Source organism: Roseateles sp., from assembly GCF_039595595.1.
In the GTDB taxonomy this organism is placed as follows: Bacteria; Pseudomonadota; Gammaproteobacteria; order Burkholderiales; family Burkholderiaceae_C; genus Roseateles.
The window spans coordinates 183632-200210 of record NZ_JBCNLG010000005.1; the positions used below are offsets into that span (position 1 = coordinate 183632).

The following is a 16579-nucleotide window of genomic DNA, read 5'->3' on the forward strand; positions in this document are numbered from 1 at the left end:
CGACCGGCGCGGCGTGGGCCGGCGCCGGGCCGATCACGGAATCAGGCGTCGAGGCGCACGAGCAGCCCCTGGAGCGGCCGGCGCAGCGGCGGGTGACGGCGCTCATGGGAGCGGCCGAAGGGCAGATCGCGGAGGAGGTCGCGCAGGGACAGGCGAGCGAGGAAGTGCAGCATGAGGGGCTCCGGCGGCAACGGCCGCGGCCCCTCGCGCGATCAGGCGTGGAGGATCCGGACGGCCGTTGCTCGCGATGAATGCGAGGTACAGGTCGAGGCGGCGCGTGCCGCGAGACGTCGACAACTGGGGTCGGGATCCATGAACGCTCCGGGGTTGAGGATTGAACGGGTCACCGGAGATGAGGTGACGGGCGGCAGAGTACGAAAGCTCGCCTGAAGGAATCCTGAACTTCTGGTCAGGCCAGGAGGTCTTTGGAGGGGAGCCCCTCCGGCTTCGACCTCTGATCTGGATCAAAGGCCGGTGACCCCACCTTCGCGGGGTGTCATGGGGGATACCGGGGGGCTGGCACTTCGTCCCGAGGTGCCAGGCCTTGCCAGCGGGTCGTCAGCGCTTCAAAACGCGCTTGCTTGTGGGGCGAGTCTCCGCATAGACTGCGTTCCAACACACCCGCCACACGTCCTGGTTTCGGCCAGGGTTCTGCGCAAGCAGACGTGCAAAAGGCGGGTTTTCTATTTGGACCATCAAGCCAGATCGATGTCCCAGTCGGCTTTCGCTGCCAGCGCGATGCTTCGCAGCATGTCGTCAATCTTCTGGAGCTTGTCGTCCACCAAGAGCTGAGCGTCTTCGTCCTCAGTCGCTGCCGACTCCCGCTCCAACTCGACCTGATGGCGCTTCAGCGCCTCCCACAGCACTCGATACTCACCGATCACAAATTTGACGGCCATTTAGATCCCCACGGTTACCAGCTCGACTCGGCTGCGGTCCATTCCGAGTTCCTCCAAGGCTCCGAGGAACTTCTTGAGCGGCATTGTCCGCTTCGGCGCGACGAAGTAGTGGCGGCCATCTTGGCCTGGACGGCAGTCTTGCGCGATGACGAGATCGTCCCCGAGCGATGCCCCCTTCTTGATCCTCCAGATCTTGTTGCCTGGCACCTTCATGACCTGCGTCAAGTGGTCATAAGCGGAGAAGCCGTTTCCGTTGGCAATAACCACTTCAACACCGTTGTGCACCTCGATCTTCACATCGATACGGAGCCGCTGCTCCGTGAATGCGGACCATGTCGCATTGCCCATTCGATAAAGATCCTTGGTCAGTTCGGCGACGTTGAGGATGTAGATGTCTTCCGGCGCAATCATCGCTGTGTGCTCACTGAGTGAATGTTCCGTCGACTCTATGGACGGAACACTTGGCCAATGCGCTGACCAACGTCATGCGGAGCGACGAGGCAATTGCCGTTAAAGGGACTCTGCAGACATCCGCAGCGATCCGCCGTGCAAGAGCGCGCGGACGCCACGTCGATGGCCGCGACCTCTCCGGACTGACTCCAGCAGTTCCGCTCAAGCCCCAGGCGGCGGCGCTGGATTCCTCGACGGGTATTCGGCGATCTGCAGTTGGGCGTCCGCTCCTTGCGTGCGCCCTGCCTTGACGACGACATTGATCCCATCGATGGCCGACGACCTGCCGCGCTCGAAGAGGTTCATCGTCGACCGCCGCCATGTGGAGGGCTCGCTCAACAGCTGATCGCGGTCCGCCTTCACCGACTGCGCCATCGCGTCGTTCCCCGTCGCGCTCGCGACGTCCTGAAGCATGTACAGCGTCTCGAAGTGGCCCGAGGCCTGCGGCATCATCGTGTCGTGGATGTTGTAGTGCGCGAAGTTGCTGCCCTGCAGCCCCTGCGCCTGCTCGAGGAAACGGTCGAGGTCGCGGTGAGCCAGGTCCCGGCCCTGCGTCTGCTTCTGCTCCTCGGTCCAGCCGCTCAGCGTCTCGAGATAGCGCTGGATCCACTGCTCGCGATTGAGCTCGACCTCGGCCATCAGCGGCTGCGGCGAGTTGTAGAAGCGGTCGTGGTCGGCGTCGATGGTGCCGGCGAAATCGAGCACCGTCACCGACACCTTCTCGTAGGACTGGCCGAACTCGCGCGTGCCGGACAACAGCATCGGCCCCTTCACCCCGGTGATCTCGGTGCCACCCTGCGGCGCAGCCGCGGGAGATGGCGCCGGTGCATGCGATGGTGCATGGGCCGGTTCCGCGTGTTGTGCATGCGGCGGTCGCGGGTAGTTGTTGGGATCGCCCACGTTGGCTGTGAGGCTGGCCGAGGCGCGGAACTTGTGGTGCGCGATCGACACCTGCTCATTGAGCACGCGCACGCTGCCCGAATGGTCCGCATAGAGCTGCTGCTGGCGCTCGGTCGACAGCTGTACCGAGGCGTTCGGGCCGAAGGTGGCATTGCGCCGCCCCGGCCGCGGGTCACCCACGCTGAGGCCGGCCGACGCGGACATCTCCAGCACGCTGCTCGAGCTGTCCTGCGTCATGTCGGAAATGATGAGCTTCCCGTTGCGCGCCAGCAGCGCGGAGACCGCGTCGTCGAAGGGCTGTCCGCGTTCGTCGCGCAGCGTCTCCCATCGGGCGAGGTCGCGCACCACGTTCTTCAGGTTCTCGATCATCTCGGGCAGGCGGCCCGGCTCGCGGCGGATGCGCATGATGGCGCCATCGACCTGCGTGCTGCTGTACCCGCCCTTGAGCCCGCCGGAGAGGCGCAATCCCAGCACGTCCTCGGCGAGCTTGAAGGTCGGCCCCGCGCTCAGCCCCAGCTCGCCGCCGGCCTGACGGATCGAGCCGGCGGTGATCTGCAGGCCTTGCATCGGGTGAAAGATGTCGAGGAAGGCTTCGCGCCTCACCTGCGCGCTGGCTACGGGCGTGATCAGCGGGTGGCCCGCCGACGGCGTGGAGATCGACATGTTCGACAGCAACCCGGCGCCGGCCACGGCACCGTCCGCCGCGCGCAGCCGGGTGCGCAGGTCCCAGCCGTCGAGCTTGGCGCACAGGTCGTCGACGAAGCGCTGCCGGCCGTCGGCCGCGGGAGACAGCAGTTGGCGGGCCGCGGACAGACGCTCGCTGGCCCCGGCCACCAAGGCGTCCGTCTGCGTCTCGTCCCGCGCCGCGGACTGAGGCGAACGGGCGGCGACGTCCTGCAGCGCGGACGCGGCGCGCGCGGCCATGGCCAGCAACGGCTCGGCGGGCGGCATGGGCAGTGGCGCGCCCTGCGGCGCCTCGCCCGCCCGCGCCCGCGCCAGCGCCCGGATCGACGCCATCTCCGCGCTGGTCGGCGTATGAGCCGGGGACAGGCCGGGGTTCGCCTTCATGAAGGCCCCGAACGCGTGGCCGATGGCCGCTTCAGGCGCCGGCGCTTCCTGCCGCGCGAGGGCCTGGTCGATGAGCTGAGCTCCAGCCTGTTCCAGCATGTCGGCGGCAGCGCCCAGATGCTCGCGCACCTGCACGGAGGGCGTGCGCACGCCGACGGACGCGCCCACCGTGTCGAGCCGCTCCAGCACGCCGGCCCGCAGCGGCGTCTTCTTGCCCAGGGGATTCAGGCTGGGAGGATCCAGGCCTTGCCGCCGCGTCACGCCCTGCTCGACGTCTGGCGCGGGCGCACCGCCCAGACCCAGCATCTGCTGCACCCGGCTCGCGAAGCCGGCCTCGGGGGCCTGCGCGCGATCGATCCATTGCGTGACCAGCTTGGTCAGGCGCTTGTTGACGCGGCCGTAGTGCGACTCCGGCGCATTGGAGACGAAGCCCATGCGCACCGCGCGCAGTGCCGCGAGGTCACGCTGGCTGGTCACGGCGTCGGTGCCCGATTCGGCGCTGGCCATGGCCGCGCGCTTGGCGCCGTCGAGCCAGGCTCGCACGGGCGCGGAGGATTCCTGCTGCTGCGCCCGGTCCGCGCGCCAGAAGGCCCGCACATCGAGCGACTGCGGCGTCACCTCGGCGATCGTGGCCTGGTCGCGTGCCGCGAGCATCAGCACCTCGGTGCCGCGGTGCACGCCGCTCATCAGGCGGAACAGGGCCTTCACGTCGGACTCGGCCTGTTCAGGCCCATCGCCGGCATGGGCCGACATCCAGGTCAACGTGGGCCTGCTCACCAATGCCCGCAGCGCATCGGCAGCGCGCGTGGTGTCGCCTGCCGTCACATGCGCCAGCATGCGGGAGGCGGCCTCCACCATCGAGGACCGCGACATCGCCTCCTTCAGCGGCTGATCGGGCAGGCGATGCGCCAGCGCCTGCAGCTGGTCGGTGAGCGCGGGGGCCGGCTCGGTGGCCTTGAAGCCAGGCGGATGGGCCAGCATCAGCGCCACCAGGCGATGTTCGGCCGCGTTGAGCGCCTCGTCGTGACGCTGCTGGATCTGCCGGGCGCCATCGGCGGCGGCCTGCACCGCCGGCCGCTGGCGGTTCACCTCGCCGAGCGCGGGATGTCCTGGCCCGGCCGCGCCGAGCCGCCGGTCGATGCGGTCGAGCTCACCCGCCGAGAAATCCAGCCGCACGCGCGTCGCCGTGTGCATGCGGGCCGCGGCCGCGAGATTGCGCAGTTGCGCCGATGACAGCACCGCATCGAAATCGGCCGCCGCCGCGCGCAGCGCCGCGTGCGCGTCCTCGCCCGGCGTGGCGCGGTGCTGGCGCGCCGCGGCATCGAAGGCCTCCTTGGCGGCGTCGAGCCGTTCGCTGAAACCGGGGTCGACCGGCGTGCGCAGCACCTCGGCCGCCAGGCTGTGATGGATCGGATGCATGCCGCCGCGCGGCTGGGTCGCACCCAGCGGCACCACGGCGCCGCTCTTCTCGCCGGTGAGCAGGCTGGACATCGGCGCCGGGAACACCGAAGGCATCACGCCCGGCGGCGACAGCGCGGCCGCGCGGCGGCGCAATTGGGAGGTCCCCGGCCGGTCCATGTTGGACGGCGCATTGGCCATCGCACGTCCTGACACCTTGAGCACCTCGGCCTGATCGGGTTCGCGCTGGGTGCGCGGGCGCAGCGGATGGCTGGCATCGCCCAGCAGTTTCGGGGCCGAGGGCTGCTCGGGATGCTCGCGTGTGCGCTCGGTCCCCGGCACGACGAGGGTGGCGCTCAGCGGGCGCGCGGTGAGCCATTCAGGCATGGGTTGCTCCTTGACGGAGCGACAGTAGGCGGCTCGCTTGCACGACGCCGTCAGGACCCGAATGCGAGGCCGCTGCTACGAAGCAGGCGAAAGTGAAGCTGGAAGTGAAGCGGGTTGATTCACGCTGGCGCGTTGAGCTCGTCGAGCTGCTCCGGCGATCCCACATTGGCCCATGGGCCGGTGTAGAGCTCGGCCGTCACGGCCTTCGCCTGGATCGCGCGATCCAGGCTGAAGCGGATGCGCTGGTGCTCCCCGGGCTTCACGCCGTCGAAGAACGCGCGCTTGTACAGGCCGATGTTGCTGTAGACCTCGAGGTCTCCGTCCATGGTCGCGAGGCCGTCCGCGTCGATGCCGAAGTCGCCTTTCGGATGCCGTTCCTGCTTGGGCACGAACCACAGATGCGCCAGCAGGGGACTCGCCGCGAATGCCGCAGCCTTCTGCGTGTCGAACACGAACTCCGGAATGAAGATATCTGCCGACACCGCCCAGAACGCCTCGTCGCCGTCGGCGCACAGCAGGTCGAGTGCGGTCGCGATGCCGCCACCTGTCTCAAGCGCCCGCCCATAGCGTTCGCCTTCATGGCTGTAATGCAGCGTCACGCCGAAGCGCGCGCCGTCGCCGAGGGTCGCTTCGAACTGCTCCGCGAGCCATGCGGTGTTGATCACGAGGTCCCGGATGCCTGCGCGCGCGAAGGCTTCGATGTGCCACGCGATCAGCGGCTTCCCGCGCACTTTCAGCAGCGGTTTGGGTGTGTGGTTGGTCAACGGCCGCATGCGCTCGCCGCGCCCGGCCGCGAGGATCATGGCTCGCATCGATTCACCAGAAAAAATTAGCCGGTGAGTTTAAAGCGCGCCCTCTAGTGACCCGGCGCGAAGCCGCTTTGGGATGCTCCGCTAGGCGCGAACCGGAGCCATAGCCCAGCTATGGCGAGGATTCGCAACAACGCGGAGCGCCCAAAGCGGCTTCGCGGCGGGTCACTAGAATGTGGGGTTTGGCTCACTCCTGCCCAGATCACCATGGCCGACACCGCCGCAGCTGCCGCTTCTGCTCCCAACACCACCCAGATGGCCAATGCCATCCGTGCCCTGGCGATGGACGCCGTCCAGCAGGCCAACTCCGGCCACCCGGGCGCCCCGATGGGCATGGCCGAGATTGCCGTCGCGCTGTGGAAGCGCCACCTGCGCCATAACCCGGCCAACCCGCAATGGGCCGACCGCGACCGCTTCGTGCTGTCCAACGGCCACGGCTCCATGCTGATCTACGCCCTGCTCCACCTGACCGGCTACGACCTGCCGATCTCCGAGCTCAAGGCCTTCCGCCAGATGCACTCCAAGACCCCGGGCCACCCGGAGGTCGGCATCACCCCCGGCATCGAGACCACCACCGGCCCGCTCGGCCAGGGCATCACCAACGCCGTCGGCCTGGCGCTGGCGGAGAAGCAGCTCGCCAAGGAATTCAATCGCGATGGCCACGCCATCGTCGACCACCACACCTATGTCTTCATGGGCGACGGCTGCCTGATGGAGGGCATCAGCCACGAGGCCTGCTCGCTGGCCGGCTCGTGGAAGCTGAACAAGCTGATCGCGATCTACGACGACAACGGCATCTCCATCGACGGCCAGGTCGGCCCCTGGTTCGGCGACGACACCGCCAAGCGCTTCGAGGCCTATGGCTGGAACGTCGTCGGCCCGGTCGACGGCCATGACGTGGACGCCGTCGACGCCGCCATCGCGCTGGCCAAGACCAGCAAGGACAAGCCCTCGCTGATCATCGCCAAGACCCACATCGGCAAGGGCAGCCCGAACCGCGCCAACACCTCCAAGGCCCACGGCGAGCCGCTCGGCGCTGAAGAAATCAAGCTGACCCGCGAGGCGCTGGGCTGGTCGCACGAGCCCTTCGCGCTGCCCGCAGAGGTCTATGCCGACTGGGACGGCAAGGCCGCCGGCGAAGGCTTCGAGCAGGCCTGGGACGAGAAGTTCGACGCCTACGCGACCGCCTTCCCCGAGCTCGCCGCCGAGTTCTCGCGCCGCATCGCCGGCGTGCTGCCGGCCAACTTCGCCGACATCGCCGCGCAGACCGTCATCGGCGCGCATGACAAGGCCGAGACCGTCGCCACCCGCAAGGCCAGCCAGCTCGCGCTGGAAGCCTTCACCGCCGCGATGCCCGAGCTGCTGGGCGGCTCGGCCGATCTGACCGGCTCCAACCTCACCAACACCAAGAGCACGCCCGCCTTCCGCCTGGAAGCCGATGGCAGCTCCAACGGCGGCCGCCACATCAACTACGGCGTGCGCGAGTTCGGCATGGCCGCGATCATGAACGGCGTCGCGCTGCATGGCGGCTTCATCCCCTACGGCGGCACCTTCCTGACCTTCAGCGACTACAGCCGCAACGCCATCCGCATGGCCGCGCTGATGAAGCAGCGCGTGATCCACGTCTTCACGCACGACTCCATCGGCCTGGGCGAGGACGGCCCGACGCACCAGTCCGTCGAGCATGTGTCCAGCCTGCGCCTGATCCCCGGCCTGGACGTCTGGCGTCCGGCCGACACGGCCGAAACCGCCGTCGCCTGGACCATGGCCCTGGCCAACGGCCAGCGCCCGAGCGTGCTGGCCCTGAGCCGCCAGAACCTGCCCTATCTGAAGAAGTCGGGCGAGGCCGTCGACGCCATCACCAGCGGCGGCTACGTGCTCAGCGAGCCGGCCGACATCGGTCTGAAGAAGAAGGCGCAGGCGGTGCTGATCGCCACCGGCTCGGAAGTGCAACTGGCCATCGCGGCGCAGCAGCAGCTGGCCGTGGCCGGCATCGCGGTGCGCGTGGTCTCCATGCCCTGCACCAGCCTGTTCGACCGCCAGGACGCCAAGTACAAGCAGAGCGTGCTCCCCGACGGCCTGCCGCGCGTGGCCATCGAGGCCGGCGTCACCGACCTGTGGTGGAAGTACGGCGTCCAGGCCGTGGTCGGCCTGGACACCTACGGCGAGTCGGCCCCCGCCAGCGTGCTGTTCAAGCACTTCGGCTTCACGCCGGAGAACGTCGTGGATACCGTCAAGGTCGTCCTGGGCAAGGCCCGGCTGAAATAATCGGGCGATCGACGCCCCGTCATCGATTTCATTTCACTCGCAGGAGACTTTCCTCATGACCATCAAGATCGGTATCAACGGCTTCGGTCGCATCGGCCGCATGGTGTTCCGCGCCGCCGTGGCGAACTTCAAGGACATCCAGATCGTCGGCATCAACGATCTGCTGGAGCCGGACTACCTGGCCTACATGCTGAAGTACGACAGCGTGCACGGCCGCTTCGACGGCGATGTGGCGGTCGACGGCAACACCCTGATCGTCAACGGCCAGCGCATCCGCCTGACCCAGGTCAAGGATCCCGCCGAGCTGAAGTGGAACGAGGTCGGCGCCGACATCGTCGTCGAAGCCACCGGCCTGTTCCTGACCAAGGAAACCGGCGAGAAGCACCTGGCCGCCGGCGCCAAGAAGGTCATCATGTCGGCCCCGTCCAAGGACGACACGCCGATGTTCGTCTACGGCGTCAACCACACGACCTACGCCGGCCAGGCCATCATCTCCAACGCCAGCTGCACCACCAACTGCCTGGCCCCGCTGGCCAAGGTGCTGAACGACAAGTGGGGCATCAAGCGCGGCCTGATGACCACCGTCCACGCCACCACCGCCACGCAGAAGACCGTCGACGGCCCGTCCAACAAGGACTGGCGCGGCGGCCGCGGCATCCTCGAGAACATCATCCCGTCCTCCACCGGCGCCGCCAAGGCCGTGGGCGTGGTGATCCCCGAGCTCAACAAGAAGCTGACCGGCATGTCCTTCCGCGTGCCGACCTCCGACGTGTCCGTCGTCGACCTGACCGTCGAGCTGAACAACAACGCCACCTACGCCGAGATCTGCGCCGAAATGAAGGCCCAGAGCGAAGGCGCGCTCAAGGGCGTGCTGGGCTACACCGAGGAGAAGGTCGTCGCCACCGACTTCCGCGGCGACCCGCGCACCTCGATCTTCGACGCCGACGCCGGCATCGCCCTGGACGGCACCTTCGTCAAGCTGGTGTCCTGGTACGACAACGAGTGGGGCTACTCGAACAAGGTGCTGGAGATGGTCAAGGTCGTCGCCAAGTAAGCGGCCTTCCCTCCTCATGCGAAACCCCGCCCAGGCGGGGTTTTTTCTTGCCCGCGATCTTTCTCCGCCTGCCCCGGCGGCCGGCCGGCGGCGAACGGCCCCCCCCCGTCATCGCCAACCAGTTCGCCCTTGTGTGAGGAATCCCCTCTTCTGGGTGACGCGCCGATGTGAATGTGTCAGGGGATTAGCAACTTCTTGGTGAGCACACCCCTAAACTGATTAGCCCAGTTTTGTGGAGAGCCCCCACATGTTTGAGCTGTCCAAGCCCAGGTTCCTGCCCAGGGTCATGGCGCGTCTGGCTGCTGCCGCCGCCGTCATGGGTGTGTTGGGAGCCGGCAGTGCCGGCGCGGCGACCACGGCGCTCAGACCGGATCAGCAACCCGACTTCGCGCGGGTCATCGTGCGCTTCAAGCCGCAGGCGGACGCGGTCAAGGCCAGGCCGCTGGCGCTGCGGGCCACGGCGGGGGAGACCCGCGACATCGCGCAGGTGCGCGGCACCACGCTCGGGCTGCGGCACGCGGCGACGCTGCATGCGCGCATCAGCCTGGACGACCGCACCCATGTCTACACGGCCAGCGGGATGAGTTCGGCGGAACTCGCCCGGCGGCTCGCTGGCGACAGCGAGGTCGAGTCCGTCGAGGTCGACCGCTGGTGGAAGCACTTCATGACGCCCAATGACCCGCTCTACACCACCGCCTCGCAGGCGGGGGTCACGGCGGGGCAGTGGTACCTCAAGACGCCGGACACGACGGTGGTCTCGTCCATCGACGCGCCGGCGGCGTGGGACCGGGCAACGGGCAAGGCTGTGGTCGTCGCGGTGCTGGACACCGGGGTGCGGATGGACCATCCGGACTTGCTCAATCAGTTCGTCGCGGGCTATGACCTGGTCGGCTTCAACAATGGCGCGACGCCGACGGCCAACCAGATCGCCACCGCCAATGACGGCGATGGCGCCGACAACGACCCCAGCGATCCCGGCGACTGGGTCAGCCAGTCCGACATCGACAGCGGCCGGCTGGGGAGCAGTTGCACGACGGATGACATCGGGTCGAGCTCCTGGCACGGCACGCGGGTCTCGGGGCTGATCGCGGCGCTCACGAACAACGGCCAGGGCATGGCAGGCGTGGCGTTCAACGCGAAGATCCTGCCGGTGCGCGTGCTCGGCAAGTGCGGCGGCTGGGCGTCCGACATCGCGGCCGGCATCCGCTGGGCGGCGGGCGTGCCGGTGCCGGGACTGCCGGCCAATCCCAACGTGGCCAAGGTGATCAACATGAGCCTGGGCGGGGACGGCGCGTGCGCGTCGAATTCGGTCTACCAGCTGGCGATCAATGACGCCGTGGCGGCGGGCTCGACCGTGGTGGCCGCCGCCGGCAATGGCGTCGACAACACCGACGAGACCAAGTCGGGAGGCATCGAGGTCGGCATCCCGGCGAACTGCAGCAACGTCATCGCGGTCGCGGGGCTGCGGCACGTGGGTTCGAAGGTGGGCTTCTCCAATCTCGGGCCGCAGATCACGATCAGCGCGCCGGGCGGCAACTGCGTCAACACGACGGCGGGCAGCCCTTGCCTCTATCCCATCCTGTCGACGAGCAACAGCGGCTCGACCGCGCCGGTGGCGGGCAGCGCGGCGTACAACTACACGGGCACGGGGACCAGCTTCTCGACGCCGCTGGTCAGCGGCACGGTGGCGCTGATGCTGTCGATCAATTCGTCGCTGACGCCGGCGCAGATCAAGGCCGCGCTGCAGTCGTCGGCGCGCCCTTTCCCGACGGTGAGCGGCGTCGCGCAATGCGTCGCAGGCAACAGCGCGCAGCCTCAGCTGGAATGCAATTGCACGACCAGCACTTGCGGCGCGGGGATGCTCGATGCGAATGCGGCCGTCGCGGCGGTGACGCCGGTGGTCACGACGCCGACGACGCCGACGACTCCCACGACGCCGACCACGCCCACCGATCCCACCACGCCGGCGCCCTCGTCGGGCGGCGGCGGCGCAATGAGCGGCCTGTGGCTGGCCGCCCTGGCGCTGGCCATCGTGGCGCTGCGCTGGCCGATGGCCCGGATGCGGCCCTCTTCAACCAACGCGGTCCCGAAGCAGTAGCACCATGAACTCCCTCGCCCCCTACGCGGAGCTGTAGCACCACGAACTCCCTCGCCCCCTACGGGGGAGAGGGTGGGGGAGAGGGGGAGCGTTGAAGTAGCACTGGCGTACTTGCACCGCCCCTCTCCCCTGCCCTCTCCCCGCACGCGGGGCGAGGGAGTTCATGCGCGAGAGCAGTTTAGTGGCTCAGTGGCTCAGCGATTTCAGCGGCTCGCGCCTGAACCGGAGTCGCTGGCGGCGCCCGGTGTCTCGAGGGCGCAATCCTTGCGCTTCTCGCCCCACGGCGGATTGGCCAGCGCATTGAGCTTCGCGACCTGATCCCCATCGAGCCGCGCCAGCCGCAGCGTCGTCTGCTGCAGCGGCTCCTGCAGTCTCAGCACGCGCAGCCCCTTGTAGTTGCGCCGGGTCATCGCCTCGAGCGCCGCCTGCGCCGCGGCCTCGCTGTCGTGCTTGCTCAGCACCAGCGTCGGCTGCTCCTCCGGGAATCCCTGCAGCGGCTCGAACGCGATCCGGGCGCTGCGATAGGTGTCTTCCTTGCGCTCGCGGAAGTCCTTGCTCGGCATCTTGATCGTCGCCAGCGCCCACACCCCGCCGCTGTCCAGCGACCGCGCCTCGATCGACGACGCCGGCACCCCTGCCGCCGCCAGCGCCGCGTTGGCGCGCTTGAGCAGCTCGTCGCCGATCAGCGGCCCCAGCTCCACGCAGGAGCGCGTCGCCAGCTGCGTCACCGCCTTCTGGTTGAGCACCGTCAGCCGCTCCGGATGCAGCTGCTGCTCCATCCGCGGCGCGTTCGGCGCCCCGCCGGCGATCCAGCCCTTGTTCCACGCGAACACCAGCACGTTGACGACGAAGAGCAGGACGACCGCGGCGCGCAGCATCGTCGCTTACCCCAGGGCGCCAGCGGACGCGCCGCCCGGACCGCCCAAACCGCCCAGACGCACGCTGACCTCGCCGCCGCTGACGGTCTGACGGCCGCGCGCGGTGTCGATCAGCAGCTCGCCGCGTTCATTGACCCCCGCGCCCGTGCCTTCCAGCAGGCCGGCGGTGATCGGCTGCCCCTGCAGCAGATCACGCCTGGCGAAGCGCTCGCGCCAGGCCCCGAAGCCCTCGGCCGGGAAAGCCGCCAGCGCCTTCACCAGCGTCGGCGCCAGCCGCGCCAGCGCCATCGGCGGGGTGATGTCCTCGATCAGTTCCTGCAGGCAGGCGAAGCCGGTGTTCAGTTGCGAATCCGCGACCTTCGCCCGGTCCGACACGTTCAGGCCCACGCCGATCACCGCCATCCGCGACGATCCCGCCGGCACCGTCTCGATCAGGATGCCGCCGAGCTTGCGCTCATCCAGCCACAGGTCGTTGGGCCACTTCAGGCGCAGCCGCCGGCCCTCGGGGTCGAGCGCCTCGGCGATCGCCGCGCCCACCACCAGCGACAGCCCCGACCAGTCCGACATCTCCAGCGGCAGCGACAGCGAGAAGGTCAGCGACGCCCCCGCCGTGCTGTGCCAGCTGCGCCCCTGGCGGCCGCGGCCGTGGGTCTGATGCTCGGCGATCAGCAGGCAGGGATGCAGGTCGTGCTGGCGGCGCCCGTAGGGACGATCGCCCGCGCGGCCGCCGGCGGGCGGCGTGCCCTCGTCGCGCCGCACCCGCTCGACCAGGGTCGCGTTGGTCGATTCGACCCGCGCCAGCACCTCGATGCTGAGCCCCGGGAGCAGCGGCTCCAGGTCTTGCCACAGGGCTTCAGCGCCCCAGTTCTGATGTTCTTGCATCGCCGCGAGTGTGTCCTGCGATCCCATCTACGTCTTCACGAACCCCTGGGGCCCGCTGCTGGTGAATGGCCGGAGTCTAGAGGGAGATGACGGCACCCGGCCCGCCGCCACCGTGAATCGGTGGCTGTAGACCCTGACAGGGTGGGCCCCCCCGGACTCAGCGCCCCTTCGGCGCGAGCATGGTGCCGCGGCATCCCGGCGTGCCGCAGCGGCATTCGAAACGCTTCTTCAGCTTGGGCGTATAGCGTTCGTCGATCACCAGGCCGTAGTCGTAGAACAGCTCCTCGCCCGGGGAGATGTCCGTCAGCGCGTGGATGAACACCCGGCCGTCGACCTCGCGCGCCTCGCAGTTCGGGCTGCAGGCATGGTTGATCCAGCGCGCGTTGTTGCCGCCGTGCGCCGCGTCGATGACCCCTCCGCCTTCGAGGTGGAAGTAGAAGGTATGGTCCGGCTGCGACGGATCGTGCGGATGGCGGCGCAGCGCCTCGTCCCAGTCGATGCGCTCGCCCTTGTACTCGATGAGCTTCTCGCCCGCCTTCAGCGGCATCAGCGCATACACGCCGCGGCCATGCACGCCGGAGGCCCGCACCTGGATGCGGGCGGTCCGCTTCGCGGCGGGACGGGCATCGGGCTTGCCGCCCGCGGCGGGGTGGTCGGCGGGCGCGGGGTCACGGGCGGGACGCTGTTGCGGCATGGAGCGAGTCCGGTACATTGAATTCATGGGTGCGCGCGCGCGTACACACGTACGTAGGTGCGTGGGCGCGCGCGAGGCCGGATTGTAGGCAGGCGTGCGACCCGTTTCGGGCGCCTGAACGAAGACGAAAGAAACAAGCGCAATGAGCAAGGCATTGGTGATCGCGGAGAAGCCGTCGGTGGCGCAGGACATCGTCAAGGCACTGACCCCGCTCTCCGGAAAATTCGAGAAGCACGACGAGTATTTCGAGAACGACGAGTACGTCGTCAGCTCGGCCGTCGGCCACCTGGTCGAGATCAAGGCCCCCGAGGAATTCGACGTCAAGCGCGGCAAGTGGAGCTTCGCCCATCTGCCGGTGATCCCGCCCCACTTCGACCTGAACCCGATCGACAAGAGCAAGGGCCGGCTCAACGCGCTGGTCAAGCTGATCAAGCGCAAGGACGTGACTTCGCTGATCAACGCCTGTGACGCGGGGCGTGAAGGGGAACTGATCTTCCGCCTGATCGTCCAGTACGCGGGCACCGCCAAGGCGCCGGTGGCCAAGCCGGTGAGCCGGCTGTGGCTGCAGTCGATGACGCCGCAGGCGATCCGCGAGGGCTTCGAACGCCTGCGCAGCGACCAGCAGATGCTGCCGCTGGCCGACGCCGCGCGCTGCCGCTCCGAGGCCGACTGGCTGGTGGGCATCAACGGCACGCGCGCGATGACGGCGTTCAACTCGCGCGATGGCGGCTTCTTCCTGACCACCGTGGGCCGCGTGCAGACGCCGACGCTGTCCATCGTCGTGGAGCGCGAGGAGAAGATCCGCAAGCACGTCTACCGCGACTACTGGGAGATCCGCGGCACCTTCGACGCCGAGGCCGGCCAGTACGAGGGCAAGTGGTTCGACCCCGCGTTCAAGAAGAACGCCGAGGACCCCGAGCAGCGCGCCGACCGCGTCTGGACGCAGGCCGAGGCCGAGGCCATCGCGGCCGCCGCCAAGGGCCAGCCCGCCACGGTGACCGAGGAGTCCAAGCCCAGCACCACCGCCAGCCCGGGCCTGTACGACCTGACCACGCTGCAGCGCGAGGCCAACTCGCGCTTCGGCTTCTCGGCCAAGACGACGCTGGGCCTGGCGCAGGCGCTGTATGAGAAGCACAAGGTGCTGACCTATCCGCGGACCGACTCGCGCTACCTGCCGGAGGACTACCTGGGCGTGGCGAAGCAGACCGCCGAGATGCTCGCCAGCGAGGACCTGCCCGGCCCGCTGCAGGCGCTCGCGCCGCATGCGCGCACGGCGCTGGACAAGGGCTACATCAAGCCGACGAAGAAGGTCTTCGACAACGCCAAGGTGTCGGACCACTTCGCCATCATCCCGACGCTGCAGCCCCCGCGCAGCCTGACCGAGGCCGAGGCCAAGCTCTACGACATGGTCGTCAAGCGCTTCCTGGCGGTGTTCTTCCCGCCGGCCGAGTTCCAGGTCACGACCCGGATCTCGACGGTGAAGACGGCGGCCAAGTCCTATGCGTTCCAGACCAACGGCAAGGTGCTGGTCAAGCCGGGCTGGCAGGCGGTCTACGGCAAGGAGGCCACCGACGAGAACGCCGAGCCGGGCACCAGCGGCGCGATGCTGGTGCCGGTGAAGGCCGGCGAGGTGGTGCGCACCGAGGACACCGACGTCAAGGCGCTGGTGACCAAGCCGCCGGCGCGCTACACCGAAGCGACGCTGCTGTCGGCGATGGAAGGCGCGGGCAAGCTGGTCGACGACGACGAGCTGCGCGAGGCCATGGCCGAGAAGGGCCTGGGCACGCCGGCCACGCGCGCCGCGATCATCGAAGGCCTGCTGGCCGAGAAGTACATGCTGCGCGAGGGCCGCGAGCTGATCCCCACCGCCAAGGCCTTCCAGCTGATGACGCTGCTGCGCGGGCTGGGCGTGGAGGAGCTGACCAAGCCGGAGCTGACCGGCAACTGGGAGTTCCAGCTCTCCGAGATGGAGAAGGGGCGCCTGAAGCGCGAGGCCTTCATGGCCGAGATCGCCGCGATGACCGAGAAGGTCGTGCGCAAGGCCAAGGAGTACGACCGCGACACCATCCCCGGCGACTACGCGACGCTGAAGACCCCCTGTCCGAAGTGCGGCGGCGTGGTCAAGGAGAACTACCGCCGCTTCACCTGCACCGGCAGGAGCGGTGACGGCGAGGGCTGCGGCTTCTCGATTCCCAAGATCCCGGGCGGCCGCAGCTTCGAGCTGCACGAGGTCGAGGCCTTCCTGCGCGACAAGAAGGTCGGACCGCTGGAGGGCTTCCGCTCCAAGGCGGGCTGGCCCTTCACGGCCGAGTTGGCGCTGGTCTTCGACGCCGAGATCGACAACTGGAAGCTGGAGTTCGACTTCGGCGAGGACGCGAAGAAGGCCGAGGAGAACGGCGAACCGGTGGACTTCAGCGGGCAGACCTCGCTGGGCCATTGCCCCAAGTGCGGCGGCCGCGTCTTCGACTTCGGCAGCAACTACGTCTGCGAGCACGCGGTCGGCGACAAGGTCACCTGCGACTTCAAGAGCGGCAAGATCATCCTGCAGCAGCCCATCGAGCCCGAGCAGATGGGCAAGCTGCTGGCGACCGGCAAGACGGACCTGCTGGAGAACTTCGTCTCCAACAAGACGCGCCGCAAGTTCAAGGCCTTCCTGACCTACGACAGGAAGGAAGGCAAGGTGGTGTTCGAGTTCGAACCGCGCGCCGCCAAGACCGGCGCCAAGCCGGCGGCCAAGAAGGTCGCGGCCAAGAAGGCCACCGCCAAGTCCTGAGCCCGATCGCCGCGAGCGCTC

The 16579-nt window shown here is 68.5% G+C and carries 12 protein-coding genes; 4 read left to right on the forward strand and 8 right to left on the reverse strand.

Annotated features, from left to right (window positions below; translation table 11 throughout):
* Positions 1–41 precede the first annotated feature (41 nt).
* The 5 genes from ABDW61_RS09110 to murU all read right to left on the reverse strand — a co-directional run bounded on the left by ABDW61_RS09110 (position 42) and on the right by murU (position 5914).
* Complete coding sequence (locus tag ABDW61_RS09110) at positions 42–173, reverse strand: hypothetical protein (RefSeq protein ID WP_343638133.1); 132 nt, start codon at positions 171–173, stop codon at positions 42–44.
* Positions 174–695: 522 nt separating this feature from the next.
* Positions 696–899 (reverse strand): hypothetical protein, encoded by a 204-nt coding sequence (locus ABDW61_RS09115; RefSeq protein ID WP_343638134.1) that lies wholly within the window; start codon positions 897–899, stop codon positions 696–698.
* Positions 900–1310, reverse strand: a complete 411-nt coding sequence (locus ABDW61_RS09120; protein WP_343638135.1) for a hypothetical protein — start codon at positions 1308–1310, stop codon at positions 900–902. It lies immediately after the preceding gene.
* Between the two features lie 201 nt (positions 1311–1511).
* On the reverse strand, positions 1512–5102 hold the full coding sequence (locus tag ABDW61_RS09125; RefSeq protein ID WP_343638136.1) for a hypothetical protein: 3591 nt from the start codon (positions 5100–5102) through the stop codon (positions 1512–1514).
* A 119-nt stretch (positions 5103–5221) separates the two neighbouring features.
* Entirely contained in the window at positions 5222–5914 is a 693-nt protein-coding gene (gene murU, locus ABDW61_RS09130; protein WP_343638137.1) for an N-acetylmuramate alpha-1-phosphate uridylyltransferase MurU, read from the reverse strand.
* Positions 5915–6118: 204 nt separating this feature from the next.
* Here murU and tkt point away from each other — a divergent pair, with 204 nt between their 5' ends.
* The 3 genes from tkt (at position 6119) to ABDW61_RS09145 (ending at position 11331) form a co-directional block, all read left to right on the forward strand.
* Positions 6119–8179, forward strand: coding sequence for a transketolase (gene tkt, locus ABDW61_RS09135; RefSeq protein WP_343638138.1), 2061 nt, complete (start codon positions 6119–6121; stop codon positions 8177–8179).
* Positions 8180–8234: 55 nt separating this feature from the next.
* Positions 8235–9233: a type I glyceraldehyde-3-phosphate dehydrogenase gene (gene gap, locus ABDW61_RS09140; protein ID WP_343638139.1), complete on the forward strand. Its 999-nt coding sequence runs from the start codon at positions 8235–8237 to the stop codon at positions 9231–9233.
* 247 nt (positions 9234–9480) lie between these two features.
* The gene (locus ABDW61_RS09145; protein WP_343638140.1) at positions 9481–11331 is read left to right on the forward strand and encodes a S8 family peptidase; all 1851 of its coding nucleotides are present in this window, start codon (positions 9481–9483) and stop codon (positions 11329–11331) included.
* 203 nt (positions 11332–11534) lie between these two features.
* Here ABDW61_RS09145 and ABDW61_RS09150 read toward each other — a convergent pair whose 3' ends face one another.
* From ABDW61_RS09150 to ABDW61_RS09160, 3 genes are all read right to left on the reverse strand, one after another.
* Positions 11535–12209, reverse strand: coding sequence for a hypothetical protein (locus ABDW61_RS09150; protein WP_343638141.1), 675 nt, complete (start codon positions 12207–12209; stop codon positions 11535–11537).
* 6 nt (positions 12210–12215) lie between these two features.
* Entirely contained in the window at positions 12216–13091 is an 876-nt protein-coding gene (locus tag ABDW61_RS09155; RefSeq protein WP_343638142.1) for a biotin--[acetyl-CoA-carboxylase] ligase, read from the reverse strand.
* 157 nt (positions 13092–13248) lie between these two features.
* Positions 13249–13785 carry an SET domain-containing protein-lysine N-methyltransferase gene (locus ABDW61_RS09160; protein WP_343638143.1) on the reverse strand — a complete coding sequence of 179 codons (537 nt, stop codon included), beginning with the start codon at positions 13783–13785 and terminating at the stop codon, positions 13249–13251.
* A gap of 142 nt (positions 13786–13927) precedes the next feature.
* Between ABDW61_RS09160 and ABDW61_RS09165 the strand changes: the two genes are divergently transcribed.
* Positions 13928–16558, forward strand: a complete 2631-nt coding sequence (locus ABDW61_RS09165; protein WP_343638144.1) for a DNA topoisomerase III — start codon at positions 13928–13930, stop codon at positions 16556–16558.
* The last annotated feature ends 21 nt before the right edge of the window (positions 16559–16579 follow it).

What these genes read in the sequence shown, in the direction of transcription:
- ABDW61_RS09165 (WP_343638144.1), top strand. Translation starts at nt 13,928, where the DNA reads ATGAGCAAGGCATTGGTGATCGCGGAGAAGCCGTCGGTGGCGCAGGAC.
- tkt (WP_343638138.1), top strand. Translation starts at nt 6,119, where the DNA reads ATGGCCGACACCGCCGCAGCTGCCGCTTCTGCTCCCAACACCACCCAG.
- ABDW61_RS09160 (WP_343638143.1), bottom strand. Translation starts at nt 13,785, where the DNA reads ATGCCGCAACAGCGTCCCGCCCGTGACCCCGCGCCCGCCGACCACCCC.
- ABDW61_RS09145 (WP_343638140.1), top strand. Translation starts at nt 9,481, where the DNA reads ATGTTTGAGCTGTCCAAGCCCAGGTTCCTGCCCAGGGTCATGGCGCGT.
- ABDW61_RS09120 (WP_343638135.1), bottom strand. Translation starts at nt 1,310, where the DNA reads ATGATTGCGCCGGAAGACATCTACATCCTCAACGTCGCCGAACTGACC.
- gap (WP_343638139.1), top strand. Translation starts at nt 8,235, where the DNA reads ATGACCATCAAGATCGGTATCAACGGCTTCGGTCGCATCGGCCGCATG.
- ABDW61_RS09110 (WP_343638133.1), bottom strand. Translation starts at nt 173, where the DNA reads ATGCTGCACTTCCTCGCTCGCCTGTCCCTGCGCGACCTCCTCCGCGAT.
- ABDW61_RS09115 (WP_343638134.1), bottom strand. Translation starts at nt 899, where the DNA reads ATGGCCGTCAAATTTGTGATCGGTGAGTATCGAGTGCTGTGGGAGGCG.
- murU (WP_343638137.1), bottom strand. Translation starts at nt 5,914, where the DNA reads ATGCGAGCCATGATCCTCGCGGCCGGGCGCGGCGAGCGCATGCGGCCG.
- ABDW61_RS09125 (WP_343638136.1), bottom strand. Translation starts at nt 5,102, where the DNA reads ATGCCTGAATGGCTCACCGCGCGCCCGCTGAGCGCCACCCTCGTCGTG.
- ABDW61_RS09150 (WP_343638141.1), bottom strand. Translation starts at nt 12,209, where the DNA reads ATGCTGCGCGCCGCGGTCGTCCTGCTCTTCGTCGTCAACGTGCTGGTG.
- ABDW61_RS09155 (WP_343638142.1), bottom strand. Translation starts at nt 13,091, where the DNA reads ATGCAAGAACATCAGAACTGGGGCGCTGAAGCCCTGTGGCAAGACCTG.